15 protein-coding genes are annotated in these 18,444 nt (G+C 63.6%); 7 read left to right on the top strand and 8 right to left on the bottom strand.

What is annotated here, in order from left to right:
• Positions 1-7: 7 nt before the first annotated feature.
• A complete protein-coding gene (locus AB3X96_RS32770; protein ID WP_368592920.1) occupies positions 8-721 on the top strand; it encodes a cytochrome c in 714 nt (237 codons plus the stop codon).
• A 23-nt stretch (positions 722-744) separates the two neighbouring features.
• On the opposite strand, the gene AB3X96_RS32765 is transcribed toward AB3X96_RS32770, so the two are convergent.
• Entirely contained in the window at positions 745-1,314 is a 570-nt protein-coding gene (locus AB3X96_RS32765; RefSeq protein ID WP_176110707.1) for a cytochrome b/b6 domain-containing protein, read from the bottom strand.
• 338 nt (positions 1,315-1,652) lie between these two features.
• Between AB3X96_RS32765 and AB3X96_RS32760 the strand changes: the two genes are divergently transcribed.
• Positions 1,653-4,406 (top strand): putative bifunctional diguanylate cyclase/phosphodiesterase, encoded by a 2,754-nt coding sequence (locus tag AB3X96_RS32760; RefSeq protein ID WP_368592919.1) that lies wholly within the window; start codon positions 1,653-1,655, stop codon positions 4,404-4,406.
• Positions 4,407-4,484: 78 nt separating this feature from the next.
• On the opposite strand, the gene AB3X96_RS32755 is transcribed toward AB3X96_RS32760, so the two are convergent.
• On the bottom strand, positions 4,485-6,521 hold the full coding sequence (locus AB3X96_RS32755; RefSeq protein WP_368592918.1) for a glycoside hydrolase family 28 protein: 2,037 nt from the start codon (positions 6,519-6,521) through the stop codon (positions 4,485-4,487).
• Between the two features lie 403 nt (positions 6,522-6,924).
• Between AB3X96_RS32755 and AB3X96_RS32750 the strand changes: the two genes are divergently transcribed.
• Complete coding sequence (locus AB3X96_RS32750) at positions 6,925-8,646, top strand: ShlB/FhaC/HecB family hemolysin secretion/activation protein (RefSeq protein ID WP_368593025.1); 1,722 nt, start codon at positions 6,925-6,927, stop codon at positions 8,644-8,646.
• A gap of 43 nt (positions 8,647-8,689) precedes the next feature.
• Here the strand turns inward: AB3X96_RS32750 and AB3X96_RS32745 are convergent, their stop codons facing one another.
• The 3 genes from AB3X96_RS32745 to AB3X96_RS32735 form a co-directional block, all read right to left on the bottom strand.
• Positions 8,690-9,265 (bottom strand): hypothetical protein, encoded by a 576-nt coding sequence (locus tag AB3X96_RS32745; protein WP_368592917.1) that lies wholly within the window; start codon positions 9,263-9,265, stop codon positions 8,690-8,692.
• A gap of 151 nt (positions 9,266-9,416) precedes the next feature.
• Positions 9,417-9,866, bottom strand: a complete 450-nt coding sequence (locus AB3X96_RS32740) for a CBS domain-containing protein (protein WP_368592916.1) — start codon at positions 9,864-9,866, stop codon at positions 9,417-9,419.
• A 55-nt stretch (positions 9,867-9,921) separates the two neighbouring features.
• Positions 9,922-10,599, bottom strand: a complete 678-nt coding sequence (locus AB3X96_RS32735) for a phosphoribosyltransferase (protein WP_368592915.1) — start codon at positions 10,597-10,599, stop codon at positions 9,922-9,924.
• A 268-nt stretch (positions 10,600-10,867) separates the two neighbouring features.
• Between AB3X96_RS32735 and AB3X96_RS32730 the strand changes: the two genes are divergently transcribed.
• Positions 10,868-11,197, top strand: coding sequence for a hypothetical protein (locus AB3X96_RS32730; RefSeq protein ID WP_368592914.1), 330 nt, complete (start codon positions 10,868-10,870; stop codon positions 11,195-11,197).
• A gap of 20 nt (positions 11,198-11,217) precedes the next feature.
• Here the strand turns inward: AB3X96_RS32730 and AB3X96_RS32725 are convergent, their stop codons facing one another.
• Both AB3X96_RS32725 and AB3X96_RS32720 read right to left on the bottom strand, forming a co-directional pair.
• The gene (locus tag AB3X96_RS32725; RefSeq protein ID WP_368592913.1) at positions 11,218-11,907 is read right to left on the bottom strand and encodes a CBS domain-containing protein; all 690 of its coding nucleotides are present in this window, start codon (positions 11,905-11,907) and stop codon (positions 11,218-11,220) included.
• A 306-nt stretch (positions 11,908-12,213) separates the two neighbouring features.
• Positions 12,214-13,194: an acetyltransferase gene (locus tag AB3X96_RS32720; protein ID WP_368592912.1), complete on the bottom strand. Its 981-nt coding sequence runs from the start codon at positions 13,192-13,194 to the stop codon at positions 12,214-12,216.
• A 298-nt stretch (positions 13,195-13,492) separates the two neighbouring features.
• Here AB3X96_RS32720 and AB3X96_RS32715 point away from each other — a divergent pair, with 298 nt between their 5' ends.
• The 3 genes from AB3X96_RS32715 to AB3X96_RS32705 all read left to right on the top strand — a co-directional run bounded on the left by AB3X96_RS32715 (position 13,493) and on the right by AB3X96_RS32705 (position 17,159).
• A complete protein-coding gene (locus AB3X96_RS32715; RefSeq protein ID WP_368592911.1) occupies positions 13,493-15,184 on the top strand; it encodes an AAA family ATPase in 1,692 nt (563 codons plus the stop codon).
• A gap of 213 nt (positions 15,185-15,397) precedes the next feature.
• Positions 15,398-16,045: a response regulator transcription factor gene (locus AB3X96_RS32710; RefSeq protein WP_176111918.1), complete on the top strand. Its 648-nt coding sequence runs from the start codon at positions 15,398-15,400 to the stop codon at positions 16,043-16,045.
• Between the two features lie 82 nt (positions 16,046-16,127).
• Positions 16,128-17,159 (top strand): nitroreductase family protein, encoded by a 1,032-nt coding sequence (locus AB3X96_RS32705; RefSeq protein ID WP_368592910.1) that lies wholly within the window; start codon positions 16,128-16,130, stop codon positions 17,157-17,159.
• A 39-nt stretch (positions 17,160-17,198) separates the two neighbouring features.
• Here AB3X96_RS32705 and AB3X96_RS32700 read toward each other — a convergent pair whose 3' ends face one another.
• On the bottom strand, positions 17,199-18,188 hold the full coding sequence (locus tag AB3X96_RS32700) for a zinc-dependent alcohol dehydrogenase family protein (RefSeq protein WP_368592909.1): 990 nt from the start codon (positions 18,186-18,188) through the stop codon (positions 17,199-17,201).
• Between the last annotated feature and the right edge of the window lie 256 nt (positions 18,189-18,444).

Genomic DNA, 18,444 nt, shown 5'->3' with positions numbered 1-18,444 from the left:
CTCATCGATGAAACATCCAGCGAATTCCATTGAGGATTCAACGTGCCGCTTCCCACGAGCGCGATTGATCCTCGTCGCCCTATCGCTCGGCGCAACCGGCTGCCACAATCTGGAGCAGTCCAGACAGATCGACAATCCCGCCGTCGCCGGAAAGACGATCGCGTTGCAGGTATGCTCGAATTGCCATAGCGTAAATGGCGTTTCGGTATCTCCCACGTTTCCGAAACTCGCGGGCCAACCACGGGAATACCTCGTCAATCAACTGACGGACTTCAAGGCCCATGTGCGAAGCGACCCGAATGCCAGAAGATTCATGTGGGGCTTCACGCATCTGAGTGAAACGCAAATCGAGCAACTCGCCGCGTACTTCTCCAGTCAGCCGCCTCCGGTACCACGAGCGCCAGCCGATCATCGGCTCATCGATTCGGGCAGGACGATTTTTTTGCTGGGCATTCCGGACAAAGGTGTACCGGCGTGCAGTGCCTGTCACGGCCAGCGTGGGGAAGGGACAGGGGGATTTCCTCGCCTCGCCGGGCAGTACGCGGACTACGTTGAAAAACAGATACTGGTGTTCCGGAGTGCCGGGCTACGCCCCCGTGGCGAAGTGATGAAGACTATCTCCGACAATATGTCGGATCGGGACATCCGAGCCGTTGCGGCCTTCATGGAGGCGTTTCCCGCAGAGACAGAGGCGGCGGCCAGTCCCGCTGTGAATCACTAGGCGTGCGGTCTTGCCATTCGGGTTTATCGGCCAGTACGCGCCCGCCCAGTCGGAAACCAGCGCGGAAGCATGCCGACCAGGACGTCGTCTTTAAGAAAGACATGATGAAAAATAGCCGCGAACGCGTGAAACCCCGCAAGCCACATAATGGCGTCGCCGAGCCACGTGTGCAGCGATGCGATGGCTGAGCCTGCTCCATGTGAAGTACCCAGCAACGGCGGGATATCGCGAGCGCCGATCAGCGTCAGCGGATGCCCTTCTAGCCACGCGCCAGAGATGGCGGTCAGCGGTAATGCCAGGAGAAGCAGATACAGCATCCATTGAACGGTTGCTGACATAACAACCATCCAGCGAGAAATTGGCGGTGTCTCGGGACGCGTGTCGACTAGCCGCCACGACAGGCGGATGAGCGTGAGCGCGAATACGCACAAGCCCAAAGTCTCGTGGAGTCGCCGGTCGAACTCGTGGACCGAAGAGTAGACGCGCTGTTCAGATCCACCTGGACCATAAATGAACGTCACGAGCACGAGAATTGCCGTGCACCAGTGAAGGAATTGGGCAATCGAACCGTAGCTAGTGGCAGAGCTTTTCACCGTGGCGTCTCCGATGTGCGACCTTCGCCGAACGCCAGGCACAAGCGCTGGCCGGACACTGGCGTATTGGATTCGTGATTGGATTCTACGCGCAAACTCCGAGCGAATTATCAAGCTGACGGCGGCTCACATTTTGAACGTTCTCCGTCGAACCATCGGTCCGCCAGACTGCGGTCGATCCAGATTGATTCTCAAGTTCTTCGCATTGCTGCCGATACCTTCACTGAGGAGACAATAGCCCGGTTACTGCGCGCAATACCCGGTAAAAGATGCTGACGCACAGCCATGCCGCCGTCGAGTATCAATGTTCTGCACTCACGCGCGCTGATTCTGAATCGATGCAATATATTCCGAGCTTAGGCATCGCTGGCGTCATTGGCCGGTGGAGGCGGCGACATGGCGTCGACCGGCAACTGATCATCACCGTCGCACTGGTGTTGACCGGTCTCGTCATTTTTGCTGTCGGCATCGGTTACACGCTGATATGGCACGAGCGGTCCGTTGCAGAGCGCATTCACGCCCTGCGTGCCCGCGATGACATCGAGACGCTGCAAGCCGTGCACATTCAGGCGAACGCCGACTTCCTGCAGGGGCTCGACAGTGCACGGGTCGCATCTTTCGCGTGGCCGGTGCAGCGTGTAGTGTTGGCCGCCACCTGCTTCGACCGGCTGGAACAAAGTTACGCAAGCGACCCGCGAAGCCAACTGGTGGTACGGCGTCTGCGCGGTGAGACTGCCGGCTGGGCGTGGCTTCTGGCCGACATCGCGGTACGTGCGCACGTCGCGGATGGCCGCGGCTCGGTCGACAGCCCTGAGCTGCTCGCAGCGAACCGCATGCTGGCGAACATCGTCACCCAGCTGGTGATCCTCCGCGACGCGCAGACCGCTTCCCTGAGGGCTGCAGCCGACAGCGCGACGCGCCATCTGGTGATAGAACGGACCGTGCTTGCAACCACGGCGCTGGCGGCGTGTTTGCTTCTTTGCTATGCGCTGATCGCTCACTATCGCGCCCGTCTCGCGCGGCAACGCGCGCGCGTCATCGCAACAGAAAGCGAGCGCCGGTTCCGTCAGTACTTTGATCATCATCCACTGCCGATGTTGATTTTCGACATCGAGACGCTATCGATCCTCGCTGCGAACCGCGCCGCCGCATCGCAATACGGACGCACGCGCCGCCAGCTATGTTCGCTCGAGATAGCCGCCCTGTATGCGCAAGCCGACTTGCCGTCGTTTCTGCGCGATCTGCACGCGCTGCTGGCCGCGGCCACCACAAGCGGCTCGGCCGGTGTATGCCGGCATCGACACAGCGACGGCACGCCCGTCTACGTCGAACTGTCGTACCACTTCCTGACCTATGGCCGTCATCGGGCGTGCTTCATCACAGCTGTTGACGTCACGGAGCGAAAGAACGCCGAGCTCGCGCTATTGCTGCGAAGCCGTGCCCTCGACGCGATTGGCAACGGCGTGCTCATCACTCGACCCGATCCGAACGGCGACGTGGTCGAATACGCGAACCCGGCATTCGAGAAAATAACCGGCTATGAGCGCCCGCAGAATTCAGGCGATCACTCCGCGCGGCCGGAAACACCCGGATTGTGGCAACAGATCGGTGCGGCGATTGCCGAGAAACGCGAGGCCACCACGCTGACGAAAAGCCAACGCGCAAACGGAACAGAGTTCTGGTATCAGCTATACGTTGCACAAGTAAGCGACGAGTCGGAAAAGGTTACGCATCACATCAGCGTGGTGAGCGACCTGACGGAGCTCATCGAGTCGCGCGATCTGCTGGTCAGGCAGGCGCGCCGCGATGCGCTGACGGACTTGCCGAACCGCGTGACGCTGCGCGAACTGATCGACACGGCAATCTTCGAGGGTCACGAGTTCGCGCTGCTGTTCATCGACCTCGATCATTTCAAGGACATCAACGACAGCCTGGGCCACGGCGCCGGCGATCGCCTGTTGCAGGAAGTCGCGCGGCGGCTGTCGGCCTCGGTCGGATCGGATGGCGTGGTCACCCGCTATGGCGGCGACGAGTTCGTGACGATGTTGACGGGTTCAACCGGCGATGCCGAACTCTCGGCGCTGTTGGCGCGCGTGACGCAAACGCTGGACGAGCCGGTGCAAATCGACGACATGCAACTGCGGGTCCGGATGAGCGTTGGGGTCAGCTGCTATCCGCAGGACGGCACGGACTGCGAAACCCTGCTGAAACACGCCGACCTTGCGATGTATCGGGTCAAGGCAGGCGGGCGCAACGGCGTCGAGCGATTTGCGCCTTCGCTCGCACATGAAGCGGCTCAGCGCATCGCGCTATCGCACAAGCTGCGCAACGCCATCGAGCAGAACGGCTTCGAGCTGGTGTACCAGCCGCAAGTGGACATACGCAGTTACCGGCTGAGCGGGGTCGAGGCGCTGATCCGATGGCACGACGCGGACTTCGGCACGGTCAGCCCGACGACGTTCATACCCTTGGCCGAAGACATCGGTTTGATTGCGCCAATCGGAGAATGGGTGCTGCAAACTGCCTGTGCACAGGCAAAGCGCTGGGAAGAAGCACTGCCGGGGCTGCGCATGTCGGTCAACGTGTCGCCGAGCCAGCTTACGTCGAGTGATTTCGGCGCCGTCGTGCGTCGTGCCCTTGCCGCGTCGCGCTTGGCCGCGGACCGGCTGGAACTGGAGATTACCGAAGGAGGCCTGGTTGCCCCCGGCGCCCTGCCCACGCTGCGCGCGCTGCACGACATTGGCGTGTCCATCGCGATCGACGACTTTGGCGCGGGCTACTCGAGCCTGGCTTATCTGCGCCGCTTCCACGCTGACCGTCTGAAGATCGACATGTCGTTCATCCGCGGCATAGGCAGCAGTCGTGCCGATGAGACGATCATCGGTGCGATCATCGCACTAGCCCGCAATCTGCGTTTCGAAGTCGTCGCGGAAGGCGTCGAACGAGCGGAGCAGCTGGCTTTTCTTGCCGAGGCCGGCTGCGAGATCGTTCAGGGATACTACTTCGCCGCGCCACAGCCAGCGGGGAATATCCCGGCCTACGCGGCGAGCCTGCTCAGCGAGTTGCACGAGTTGCAGAACACCTCGTCGTGAGAGCCCCGCGCGCGACGACTTCACTTCGGCCTTGCGACGCCAAAGAGCGGCGCCTCGCCGCTCTTTGGCCCGTCGCCTTTAACGCGGATCCGACAGCGTCTGATTGAGCGTCTGCCCAGCGATGATCACGTTCTGCAACGTGATGTCGTGCACGTTGTAGAGGTAGATCGGTCCCGGAGTGCTGGCGCTAGCAGGCCCCGCGGCCGCGGGTGTGCCGAAATCACAGTTGGAAATCGTCACTCCGGTGATTGCCGGAACGCTCGGCGCAGGCGCCGGACCGTTGTAGTCGAACGCGACTGGACCTTGTGCAACGATGGCCTGGAAACACGAGCCGGTTGTACTGCCCAATGTCACGTTCGAGGCATTGACGTGCGTGATGTTGACGTTGTCAATGAGCGCGGGGCGGGTGCGGATGGCATCGGCAGCAGGCTGGTAATCGCAATCGAACGTGATCAGGCCGCCTTGCGACGCGGACGGATTAGCGGCGGTTGCGGTGGCCACACCGATGGGCACGGTGCCGTTGATCGGACTGCCTGTCAGCATCTTGCTGCCGTAGCCGCCGCCGGTGAGGCTCACCCCGTGCGGGAGCGTGACGCCGTTCACATAGAAGTTCTTGACGTAGCCTCCGCGGTTCATGTTCGTCTTGATACGGATCGCGATGTTCAGCGAATTCGTTGCCCAGAACTGGTTGAGCATGGTCAGGTTGCGTGCGTAGATGTTCTGCACGCCGCCACCCATCTCGCTGCCGAGCGTAATGCCGCCGTGACCGCTATTCATCATGCAGTTCTGGATCACATGGTTCTGCGCGGGTCCGTACTCCGTGTCGAGATCCTTGCCTGACTTGATGGCGATGCAGTCGTCGCCCGTGTTGAACGTGACGCTGTCGCACAGAACCGTGTTGCAGGCGTCGGGATCGAAACCGTCGTTGTTCGGTCCGATGCTGTCGGCTGTCACGCCACGGATCACGACGTTCGTGCAGTCCGTCGGATGATGCTGCCAGAACGGCGTGTTGTTGGTTCGGTAGTTTTCCATCAGCACGTTCGTGCAACCGAGGAACTCGACCATGCACGGCCGCAGATAGTGGCCGAGACCGAAGATTCGCTTCGCGACTGGCACGCCCGCTTCGGAGAGCGCCGGCAGGTAGTTCTGGTCCTGCTGCCAGGGCGTAGCCGGATTGGTCAACTGCGCGTACAGCGAGGCCGAAATGGTGGGGACGGCCACCATCAGATCGACGTTGTTCGGGTTGGTATAAGCCTGCGACGGCGTGGACGACCCGGCGCAGCCGTATGCGCCGCTGGTACCCTTGTAGGTCCACCAGCAAGTGCTGGTGTTTCCGCTTCCGGCGAACGGCGTCATCGCCTGACCGTTCAGCACCGATGTCGGACCTTCGCCAGTCAGCGCGATATTGTTTGCGTTTCGCGCGTACACGGGCGAGCCGAAGTTCAGACAGTCGTTTGCCTGCCAGCGGCTGTAGTACAGGTTGCCGTTGGCGCCGCAGTTGACGGGGCCGTCTTTCGCGTAGTCGGCGGGATTCGGGCTGAAATAGATCGTGCAGTTCGCGCTCAGATGGAAGTTGACGTTGCTCTGCAGCACGATCGGACCCGCGCAATACCACGTGCCGGCCGGCACCACGACCCGGCCGCCACCGGCTGCACTGCACGCCGCGATTGCCGCGAGGAAAGCGGGACGTGAATCGAACGATCCCGGTGCGTTGGTCGCGCCAGCACCGGTACTCACCGGCGATGAACTGCCCGTATAAGGGCTGGCCTGCGCGATGACCGCGCACGGTTGCGCACCGTACTGTTCAACCGGGAAATCGACGGCCGGGAAAGCGCTCTGGGTGATTTTCTGCAGCGCATTGATGATGTTCGTCGCCGAGCCGTCGGGGCCCCAGATCGGGTCGGCCGCGGCCGTTGATGGCGTGCTTCCGGCCGGTGGCGTCGAACTGCCGCCTCCCCCCGCGGCAGCGGAAACGCCGCTGCCGCCGCCGCACGCCTGCAGGAGTGCGCTGCCCGCCAACGCGCCTCCGAGCCCAATGAAGCCACGGCGCGAAATGCGCAAGGTGTCGCCCGTTGCGGGCGCATTTTTATCAAGATCGCACGACAGCCTGGACATCGGGTCTCCCCCGGACAAATTGCATCAGTTGTATGACAAGTCTGGAAGAGTAAAGACAAGATTCGCGACAGTACACATGGTGGATACCCTTACTGAATGTTTCCTACACACCCCCGGACGCGGCAGGACGTGACCGGAGCCGTTTAGAGGGTTCAAGTTTCTTTTGGAATTTCACGCGAGACGGTTCGACTAGAATGATTTCGACGCGCGGCTGCGCATTCGATGAACTACATCCGTCATCAGGTATCGCGATGAACAACGGCAGGCTCGTATTACATGCGCGATGTCATCGTTTGCAGCGCGACGCGCGCGCCTGGTCGCCGCAGCCTGCTGCCGGTACGCTCAGCCCTTTGCATGAAAACGATCGATGAAACCGCGATCCGCCGACTGCACTGCCGTCCTGATGACCGCGTCGTGCATCGCGGGCCTCATGCAGACCTCACCCGTAGCCGCACAGGCATGGCGCGATGTCGCGCCTCAACCCGCCCCGCAGGCGCCGCGAAGCGCGCCGCCGCCCTCCTCCCCGGAAACGCAGGCCGAGTCCGCACGGATCGCAGTCGAGCGGCTTGTCGGGCTCGTCTTCGAACCGGCCACCGCGTCCGCGACGGCATCACCTACGCAGCAACAACGCATCGTCGCGCAGGGACTGCCCGTACTCGACGACGCGTTCCTGCAGAGCTTCGTCACGGACCTGGACAAGCCGCTGACTTTCGGCCGCCTCGCCGAGATTCGCCGCGCCGTGGTCGCGCGGTATCGGGCAGCGGGAAAGCCGCTCGTCGACGTCTACGTGCCGGAACAGGACGTCAGCTCGGGAGTCGTTCGTATCGCCATTGCCGAGTTCAAGCTCGGGCGGGTTCATGCCAGCGGCAACACCTACTTTTCGAGCAGCCTTCTCGAACGTGAAATGCCGCTCGAACCCGGCGCACCGATCCCGCAAGCGACGGTCTCGAAGGGACTCGCCGTGCTCAACGCGAATCCTTATCGACGGGTCGATGCTGTGTTTGCACCCGGTGAAGCAGCGGACACGACCGACGTCGTGCTGCAAACCGAAGACCGTCTGCCGCTTCGGGTCAGCGCGGGTTACGACAATGAAGGCGTGCCGGACCTCGGCCGTGACCGGTTCTTTGCGGGCATCGGCTACGGCAACCTGTTTGGGCTCGATCAGCAGATCGCCTATCAATTCACGGCCAGCAACGATTTTTTCAGCGGCAATCCGGATATCGAAGGCCGCCCGAACCGCGCCCGCTTCACCGCGCACGCGCTGAACTACACGGCGCCGCTGCCCTGGCTCGACACGATCGAGTTGTTCGGCGTCTACGCGCAGAGCACGCCGCGCCTGCCCGACACGTATGGGCAAACGGGCATTTCCGCGCAGCTTAGCGTCCGTTATGACTTGCGACTGCCGACCATCACGGACACGACCCAGCTCGTCCAGATCGGATACGACTTCAAGCGGAGCAACAACGATCTGGAATTCGGCGGCTCCCAGGTTTTCAACTCGAATACGCACATCCATCAGTTCGTGTTGGCTTACAGCATCAGCAAACCGACCGACGCGGGCACGGCGCATGCCGCGGCGACACTCGTCGCCAGTCCGGGTGGATGGGATGGCAGCAATCAGGACGCGGCATTCAACGCCGCGCGGCAGGGCGCGACGGCCCGCTACATCTATATGCAGTTGACTGCGTCGCGCGCCACCGCGCTTGGGGCGGGCTTCACACTGATCACGAACGGAACGTTTCAGTGGACGCCGAACACGTTATTGCCGAGTGAGGAGATGGGGCTCGGCGGGGAGTCCAGTGTGCGAGGCTACAACCCATACGTGACGCTCGGCGATCGCGGCTGGAACATCCAGACCGAGGTGCGCACGCCTGCGATCGCTCTCGGCGCGAGCAACGCAGTCGTGCAACCTTTTGTGTTTTTCGATGCCGGCCGCGTATGGACCACCATCGATCAGCCAGCGGAGAATAATCCCGGTCTGCTCGCGGGTGTCGGCGCGGGCGTGCACTTTCAATGGTCGAGATTCGTGGATTTTCGCTGCACCTACGGCGCGCCACTACGCTCCGCGACGCCAAATGGTTCGAAGGCACCGATCGTGCTCTTGTACGTGTCGCTCGGAACATGAGCCATCGACACGTCATCTCCCGACCGTCAACGACGCCTGAGCGCTAGTCTCGCTGCGCGCCCCGTTGCTCGTCGGCGCGGCCGTCATCTAGCCGTCTCGCCCCTTCCACGCTTTCGATCGGATGACCCGCGGCGCCGAAGCCGCGCTCGATGTCCGTCGCGATGCCTCGGCCGGCCGGCGCATCGAGTGCCGGCGGGCCGTCGTCCGGAAGCGGCGGCGCCACGTCCGCGACGCGACGCGGCGGGCGCCGCTTCGTCGCCTTCGCATCGAACCACGCGACGTCGCGGCGCAAGCCGACCACATAGGCACGCCAGCCTCGCGGATGGTCACTGAACAGAGACGCGCGCACGGATGCGGCCAGCGCGTCCCTGTCGAGAGGGTCGTCGAGCAACCCTTGCGGCCACCTGCAGAACGCGTGAAGCGCACGGGTCCTGAACGCGTCCACGGGCATATCGGGGCGCAGCTGCGCGAGCAGCGGCTCGTCACCGAGAATCGGGTATCGCGCGATCAGCTCGCCAATGGTTGCCGCACTCGGCGCCATTTCGTCGAGCCGAACGATCAATTGCATCACGCGCCCCAGATGAAGCAGCAGCGCGCGCCTTTCGAGAGCGTCTTCCATGATTTGCGGTGCCTTCGATCAAGACGGTCGAATTGCATCCGGTCAATTGCGTCGTCTTGCTGGCCGCTGTCTGACCGGCGTTCCACTTACAAGCCTACGGCGCCTCGCGGCGCGGATGTTGATCCGAGTCAATGCATGCACCGGGTCGGCGTCACGCGCGGTTCTTCTCTTCGATGTGGGGCTGGCGATCCGTCACCAGCGATAGCTCCGACAGAAGCCCAGCCACCGCCTCGAGCAGATCGTCGAGCGTCACGATGCCGGTGAGTGCGCCTGCGGTGTCGACGACCGGCAGGCGCCGCACGCCGTTCAGACGCATTCGCGAGGCGGCAAGCCAGAGATCGTCCCCCTCGGCGACGAGCGCCGGCGGCGACGACATCACGTCGTTCACGAAGATCTTCTCGGGGTTGGCCTGTTTGGCCACGATGGCCAACACGATGTCGCGATCGGTCAGCATCCCGACAGGCACGCTGTGCCCGCCGATCGTCTCAACCACCACGAGGTCGCCGACATGCTGTTCGCGCATCAGCTGCGCGGCCTCGAGAATCGTCGCTTGCCGTCGGCAGACGGTGACGTCCCGCGTACAGATGGTTCCTGTATTCACGATACATGCCCCACGTTCGACACGGCCCGCCGCCGTGTATCCGTTCGCTGCGCCGTCACCCGACCGAGTCCGAGCTCTGCTCGGGCTCCCAACCGCGCGCCGCAGCGAGACACGCGCGGACTTCTTCATCGCTCGTCTGGTCGAAATTCACATAGAACCCGCCGATCCCCATCAGCCAGTCCGGCTGCAACACGCTGACGAACGCGTCCGCGATTCCTTCGAATGACATCGGCGCATCGGATTGCGACACCGGGACCGCCACCACGATCCGGGCAGGATGTCTGTCACGGAGTGCGTCGATCGCCGCATGCATCGACGCCCCCGTCGCGATGCCGTCGTCGACCACGATCACCGTCTTGCCCTGCACTGCCGCCGGGGGGCTGTCCCCACGGTACGCGACTTCCCTGCGCGCGAGTTCCGCCCTTTCGCGGGCGATCACATCGGTCAATTGGGTGTCACTGATCTGCAGTTCGCGAAGTACCGACCTCTCCAGATGGAGAGCGCCCCCGGAAGCGATGGCGCCCATCGCCAGTTCCTCGTCTTGAGGGGCGCCAAGCTTTCTGACGACCAGAACGTCGAGCTTCGCGCGCAACTCCCGCGCGACTTCGAACGCGACAGGAACGCCGCCGCGCGGCAGGGCCAGCACGACCAGATCGCCGCGACCCTGATAGTCGCGCAGCGCTTGGGCTAGCTGTTTGCCCGCGTCGACGCGGTCGCGAAACCGGTTGCCCATCACTTTTCCTCCCCCGCAACGCCCGAGCGCGTTGCCTCGGTCACTATGCCATCGATCGCAAGCATCAAACGTTCCCCGACGCAGCGCAATCTAAGCGCAGTTCGATTGACGTAGGTCAGTAGTTGGTCCGAACCAGCGGCCGATCATGAATACCGACAACACGCGAGACGCGGAGGCCGACGTGTTCTCCAGCATTCTGGTCGCGGTGGACGGCGGCGGGAGCGCCGCCCAGGCGTTCGAGACAGCGACATGATCCGCAATAGAGACAATGGATGTCGTCATGAATGGAGAGGTTACCGAACTCCGCGATAATGCACTCGCCTGCGCCGCGGACGCGACTGCGCGTAACGACGCGGAATCGACGGAGCTGTCCGCGGCGATCCGCTACGAAGCCGCCACTCGGGCCCGGGTCGCCATATCCCATCAACGTCTGCTGCGGCAACGGGCGCTTTTGCATGGCCTTGCCGTTGGCAGAGTCGATCAATCCATTGCGCGACACTGCCTGCAGGGACTGGAAGACTCTTTTCATGTATTGAGCCTGATCTGGGAGATGCGCCTTCACAAGCTCGATGCGCTGCTGAACAGCGAGGCCCACTGACGTGACCGAAGCGCCCCTGTTCACATCGGCGTGAACGGGACCGGATATTCCAGATGATCCTTTACTTCTTTTACACCTGGCGCGCGCGCGGCGGCGGCTAGGATCGCCTGGCGCTCTTCCTCGGAGCGTATCGGTCCCCAGCAATGAGCGACGCCATCCGTGACGATCAGGTCGTCGGCGTCCAGCGCCCAACGCTGTCCTGCGAGTTCCTTCATGATCGCGGCGCGAATCTGCTCGTCCGACGGTTGCGAATCGAGCTGCGCGGGCGCGCAACTCGCGAGCGCGCGCACCAGATTAGCCCTGCTGACGATGCCGACGAGCTTGCCGTCGCGCAAGACAGGTAGACGCTTGATGTGCTTGCGCCCGAGCAGTTCGGCGACCACCGTCAGCGGCGCGGATTCGTCGACGGTGACGGCGGGGGCGCTCATCACGTCACGCACCCGAACCGAACGCTCTTTCAGATACTCGACCGCGAGTTGACGCGTAGGCGCGATGAACTGGGCTAGCCACGAGCGCCGCGGCGTTTCGGTGCCGGTTTCGACGCGCCGGAGCAGATCGCCCTCGCTGACGATGCCAATCACGCTGCCTTTGTCGTCGAGAACGGGCATGCCGCTGATCTTGCTGTCGGCGAGCAACTGTGCCGCGTCGTAGACCGAGCTGTCCGGTGCGATCGACACGACCTGGGTCGTCATGATGTCCGAGGCTTGCATAGTGATCTCCGTATCGAGTGCCCTGCGCTGCCGCACATCGATGCAGGCAGGCACGAGGCGACGCAATGGACAGGCGCTGAAGGACGCGTCGCCGTGTTCCCTTCGGCACCCACTTCGAATCCGCTCGCCGGGCGTGTCGACCAGTCGTTGCAACCGTCGATTCCGCCGTGCGCCTATCACAAAGAACCGGCCACTGATGATCGGCCCCCGGTTCCAGTACAGCCCAATGATCGATGCGCAGCGGCCGGCGATCGTTGACTTGCATCAAGCCCGTCCCCGCTGACCAAGCGACGATGCAGCAATCGATTACCGGCCACCCGCCCCCCGAGATTCGCCGCAAAACGCGATGCTGAACGCTGCCGCGAATTCGTCGAGCCGCGCGCGATCGAGCCCGTCGATACCGGCGGCGGCGACCCTGCCGTTTCCGCCGAACTTTCTGCAAAGTACGTCGGCGCCACGCGGGCAATCGAGCGGAGCCCGCACGCTGCCCGTGTATCGGCCATTGGCGCCGGCTGTCAGTACAGCGTGCGCTCGCGCCGGGTCGCGCCGCGCAACGAGATTCGCGAAATCGCCTCGTACGCGCCGCGCCCAAGCCGCGTCGGGGAGAATGTGCAGCGTTCCATTGGCGAGCCGCCGGACTTCCACGAGTCCCAACGCCAGCTCGAGGTCTTCAGTGCGCCGCGCCTGCAGTTCGGGCAGCACGCTGGTCGACGCAATGAACTCGAGGGGGTCCGAATAGGGTTGGATTGCGCGATACATGTCGACGGGATCGACGGCAAGATCGGCGACGCTATCCCCGTACGCGTTGTAGTTGATCGCTTCGCCAAGCTCACGCAGCTTGCGTTCGTCGGACGAGTTCATCGCGCACGCGCTGGCGGCCCGGTGCGCAGCCGGATGCAGGTTGTCGCCATAGGCCCCGACCACCGCCCAGCGCGTGTACCGGCCTTGCAGATGGCGGTCCACGAGCAGCGCCGTGCACGTATCTGGTGACGTATCGATATGCGTCGTCAGCAACGCGTTTGCGGGTATCGGTCCCGAGAAATGATGATCGAAATAGTCGATCTTTACCCCAAGAGCCAGCAACGCGACGAGTGGATCGCGGTTCGCATCGAGCGAAATATCCAGCACGGTCACGCTGTCGCCCGGCTGCGCGTTCGCGCGGTGCAGCAGCGTGACCTCGCGCTTGGCCCCGGTGATCAGGATGGTGTCCGCAGGCTCGGCGAGCCGCAACTGATGCAGCGCGCAAATGCCGTCCGCATCGCCATTGAAAATATCGAATCGCTTCATCCGCTGCTCCGCCCGCGCGTCGCTGCCACGATCGCACGCGGTTCGACCGGGGTCAAACGATGCCCCCGCTCCACGTCATATGGAAGCGTACGCCGGTATCGTCCGCTTGACCGCCTCGTCGATTCAGATCGAGCCGGTTACCATACCCGATGACTTGAATGAGTAGATGATTTTGGCTCGCGCGCAAGGCGGGCGCCGGCCGTCCCACTACGTGGAGGTCAACCGTGTCGAATCAGACGCTCGTTTTTCTCGATCACGCGCGGCCCGGCACGCCGCTCGTCACGACATGGAGCCTGGCATGAGTGCGCCGCCGAGCCGCAAGCCTTCCGCGCGCCGAGCCGATGCCACACTTCACGGCAGCCTGCATGTCGCCAACCGATTGCGCGCCGCGCGTCGCAGCCTGCGCGGACTCGACGCAACGCTGCGCAGGCCGGGCACCTACCGTCATCCGGCGGGCGGGATCGTCAGAATCGAAACGCATATATCCGTCGTGTATCTCGCCGGGCGCTTCGCGTACAAGATCATCAAACCCGTCGCACCAGGCTTCGCGGACTTTACCTCCGCCTCGACACGCCAGCGCTGCTGCGAAGCCCAGCTCCGCCTGAACCGGCCACTCGCGCGAGGTATCTACGCCGCCGTGATACCGATTGCGCGCCGTGCCGGCGTGCTGGCGCTCGGCGCCGGCGGCGTCGCTGTCGAGCACGTGGTCAGGATGCGCCGCTTCGACGAGGCGATGCTCTTTTCGAGTCTCGCGGCGAACGGAGCACTGACGCCGCGCGACATCGACGGCGCGGCGAAGCGGCTCGCCGACTATCACCTGAGCGCACCCCGCAACGCGCCCTCGTCGCGCTATGGCAGCGCGACGCTGGTGCGAACCCAGATCGAAACGATCAACGCACCGCTGCTGGCCAATTGCAGCCATCCCGCGCTGCCCGGCATTGCCGCGTGGTGCGCGCGACAGCTCGACGAACTCGCGCCGCTGATCGAGCGGCGCCGCGCCGAGGGTTTCGTGCGCGGCTGCCACGGCGATCTGCATCTCGACAACGTGGTGCGCTGGCGCGGCGCCATCGCGATGTTCGACTGTATCGACTTCGACGATGCGCTACGCTGGATCGACGTCGCGGCGGATGTCGCGTTTCTCGTGATGGACCTGTGTGCGCGAGCGCAACCTCGTCTCGCCAATCGCCTGTTGAACCGTTGGCTGGAAACGTTGGGCGACTATGCGGCGCTGTCGCTGATGCCTTTGTACATCGCCTATCGGGCGCTGGTGCGGGCGTGGGTCGCGTGCCTGAAAGCGGGGCACGTGGCGGGCCGCAACGTCGCGGTCCCGCAACCGGCCCTGCGCTACCTCGAGGTCGCGCGGGCGCAAACGCAGAAGCCGCGACCCGTTCTGCTGCTGTGTCATGGCTTTTCCGGTTCGGGAAAATCGGTCGCGAGCCGCGCTCTCGCGGACCTGTGCGGCGCGGTACGCGTGTCGAGCGATGCGGAACGCAAACGCATGCGGCCAGCGTCCGACGCGCAAATGGCGCTCGGCGCCGAACACTACACGCAAGTTGCGCGTCACGCGATCTACGATCACCTGCTTGGACTCGCGCACGGCGTGCTGCAAAGCGGCCACAGCGTGATCGTCGATGCGACCTTTCTCGAATCGAGTCAGCGCGGCACGTTTTTCGCACTCGCCGAACGGCTTGGCGTACCGGCCCGCATTCTCGACTTTCGTGCCGACCCAGCGGTGCTCGCGCAACGCATCGAAGCGCGCCGGCGTGGTCCGCGCGATCTCTCCGACGCGGACACCGCCACGCTCGCGCGTCAACTCGCGAGCGCCGACGCACTGACGCCGGCGGAACAGGCGCTGACCTTGTCGTTCGACACCGCGGTACCGATGGCAGCGTTCGACTCGCCCGCGTTCTGGCGACCGGTGATCGACTTGATGCAGCCGGGTATCGAAACCGTCGCGGCTGCGTCGCGTGTTACGGATACCGCTCGTTAGCCGGGCAAGCGGTCAGTGGATCGCGGATCGTGAACGAGCCGCGGATCGCGAAACCCCTGGAGCCAACGGTCACGAAAAGCCGACTAAAATCGATTTGCGCGAACACGCGCCGATGCCCGGCGATTCCATGCACATCGACTCAGCGCAAAAGCGCGAACTTCGCGATTGCTTCAGGTTTTCCCGCCAATGGATGCAACCGGAAGAGATCACCCGATGATCAAGGTGTTGCTGGCCGACGACCACACGCTCGTGCGCGACGGACTGCGCCATATCCTGCAGCAAGCGAACGGCTTCGAGGTAGCCGGCGAAGCGTGCGACAGCGCGACGACGATCGCGCTGATCCGCGCGACCCAGGCACACGTGCTGGTGCTCGACCTGTCGATGCCGGGGCGCAACGGCATTGAACTGATCAAGCAGATCAAGGAGGAAAAACCCGATCTGCGGATTCTGGTGCTGACGATGCACGCCGAGCAGCAATACGCGGTGCGCGCGTTCAAGGCGGGTGCATCAGGCTATCTGACCAAGGAAAGCGCGAGCGCGGAACTGGTCGGCGCGGTAACGAAAGTCGCGTCAGGGGGCGTCTATGTGAGCCTCGCGATGGCAGAACGCTTCGCGCAGAATCTGAACGAGCCGGCCGACACGCTGCCGCACCAGCGCTTGTCCGACCGCGAATTCGACGTGTTCCGGCGCCTCGTCGAAGGCCAGAGCATCACCGGGATCGCCAACGAACTTTGCGTCAGCGTGAAAACGATCAGCACGCACAAGACCCGCATCCTCGAAAAAATGCAGATGCCGAACGAGAACGGGCTGGTTCGCTATGCGATCCGCCATAAGCTGTTCGACGACGAGAACGATTTGTAGTGCTTCCCCGCCGCGGCGCCGGGTGACACGATAACGACACGAACTGCGTGCTTGCGACCCTGATCCGACAGGAGACTTCGAGATGAGCGATGCCGCGCAACATGATGCGTGGGAAATCGGTGAACCGCACTTCCCCGCCTCCACGCCAGTGGAACAGCAATTGCGCTTTGCGCTGCACTATGCGGTACTCGCGCCATCGAATCACAACACGCAACCGTGGCGGTTCATCGTCGACGGCGAGACCGTACAGATCTGCGCCGACCGCATGCGCGCGCTTCCCGTGGTCGATCCTTTCGATCGCGAACTTCTGATGAGCTGCGGTGCCGCTTTGTTCAATCTTCGCGTGGCGCTGTGCCGCCTCGGTCTCGCTTATGCGATCACGCTGTTTCCTGCGGAAGCGGACCCCGACATCGTGGCGCTCGTACGCGTGTCGCGCGACGGGCCTCGCGACCCGCACCTGCATGATCTTTTCGACGCGCTGACGGAGCGCGTGACGACGCGTGCGCCGTTCGTCGATAACCCTGTGCCCGCCGCACTGCAACGCAAGTTCAGCGACGCCTGCGACGACGAGGGCGCGCTTGCCTGCTGCGTGGAGCAGAAAGCCGCGCGCGAGGCGCTCGCGCAGCTGATCGCCGATGCGGATCGAGCGCAGTTCGCTGACCCGCGTTTCAGGCGCGAGCTCGCCAGCTGGATTCACCCGCGGCGACGCGACGATGGCATGCCCGCTTACGGTACCGCTGTCGGCGCGCTGCTCGATTTCGCGGCGCCGCTCGTCAGCATGGCCGTCCGGGTGTTCGATGCTGGCGCGGGCCAGCCGGCCACGCACCAGCACCTCGTGGATGGCTCGCCGCTGATGGTCGGCATCGCGACGATGCGCGACGACCGCGAGGCATGGCTCGCGGCGGGACAGGCGCTCGAACGCATGTTGCTGGTCGCGGCATCGGCGGGATTGACCGCTTCGTACCTGAACCAGCCGATCGAAGTGGACGCGCTGCGCGAGCGGCTCCGGACGCTGCTGCGCACGGACGCGTTTCCGCAGCTTCTGCTTCGCGTTGGGCGCGGGCCGCGCGTCCGTCATGCGCCGAGGCGGCCGCTCGCCGATGTGGTGTCGTGACACGCACGGGAAGTCTGCTCAGGGCATGCCAGGCCTTGGCTACACCGTTACCACGATCTTGCCGAACTGCCCGTTGGTTTCGAGGTAGCGGTGCGCGTCGACGATCTCGTCGAACACAAAGGTGCGATCGATGACCGGCTTCAGCGAGCCGCTTCCGAGGCCCTCGAGCACGAACTCCACCGCGGCCTTCCGGCGCGTCGGATCGCCACTCGTTAGCCAGATGTTGTGCGCCTTCACGGAATTCATCCTGGCGATCATCTGCAGCACAGGCAGCGTCGTAGCACGCTCGTCGAGCGCGCCGTATAGATACGCGATCCCCTGGAACGACAGCGCCTCGATCAGTTTCGCGAAGTTCGGGCCGGCGACCGGATCGAATGCGACGCGAGCCCCCTTTCCATCCGTGATCCGCATGATCTCTTCGACAAGGTCCGACTCGTCCGTCACTATCACGTAGGCGGCACCCGCGTCGAGCAACTGCTGTCTCTTACCGGCATGGCGCGTGACCGCGATCGACGTCGCCCCCGCGTAATTCGCCAGCTGGATCGCCGCCAGTCCAACGCTGCTCGAAGCGGCCGGCACGACGACATGGTCGCCGGCGCCTACCCTCGCATCTTCGATCAGCGCGCCATAGGCGGTGACGAACATCATCCACACCGAAGCGGCCTCGGCGAAGGAAAGCGACTTCGGATGCCTGACAACCGCATGGTCCGGCACGATGATGACTTCGCCGTAGGTGAAGTACTGATTCATCGAGAACGACGGGATCACACTGACCTCGTCTCCGGGCGCGAAATCGACGACGCCCTCGCCCACCGCGTCAACGATGCCGGCCGCCTCGTACCCGAGCCCGGCCGGAAAGCGCACCGGTTCGATGTACCGGTCGGTGCGCCACATCGCTTCCGCGCGATTGAGACCAATCGCCTTCACATTGATCCGAACTTCACCGCGGCCTGGGCCGCGGACCGATTCTTCGACGAATCGAAGCACTTCGGGCGCACCGGCCTCGGTAAACCTGACAGTCCGTGACATCACTACCTCCTGGATGGATTGACGGTAGAGCAATCTCGCCCGCGCGCACAAAGATGGCCCGAGGGTATCCCCGATCCTATTCCACTTATCGATCGAAAGTAAAATTCAATTGACCGACCGGTCGGTTAATTTATACTGCGTCACATTGCCACTTCTTCTGGATGGTGCAGATGTACACCCAATCCCTCGATATCCCCGGCCACGTCGCCCCGCTGGACGCGGACGCGAATTCGCCCGAACAGGCGCGCTTCGACGC

The organism is Paraburkholderia sp. BR13439 (genome assembly GCF_040948805.1).
GTDB classification, from domain to species: domain Bacteria; phylum Pseudomonadota; class Gammaproteobacteria; order Burkholderiales; family Burkholderiaceae; genus Paraburkholderia; species Paraburkholderia youngii.
The sequence above is the reverse complement of the archived record's forward strand: the minus strand, read 5'-3'. Positions and strand labels throughout refer to the sequence as shown.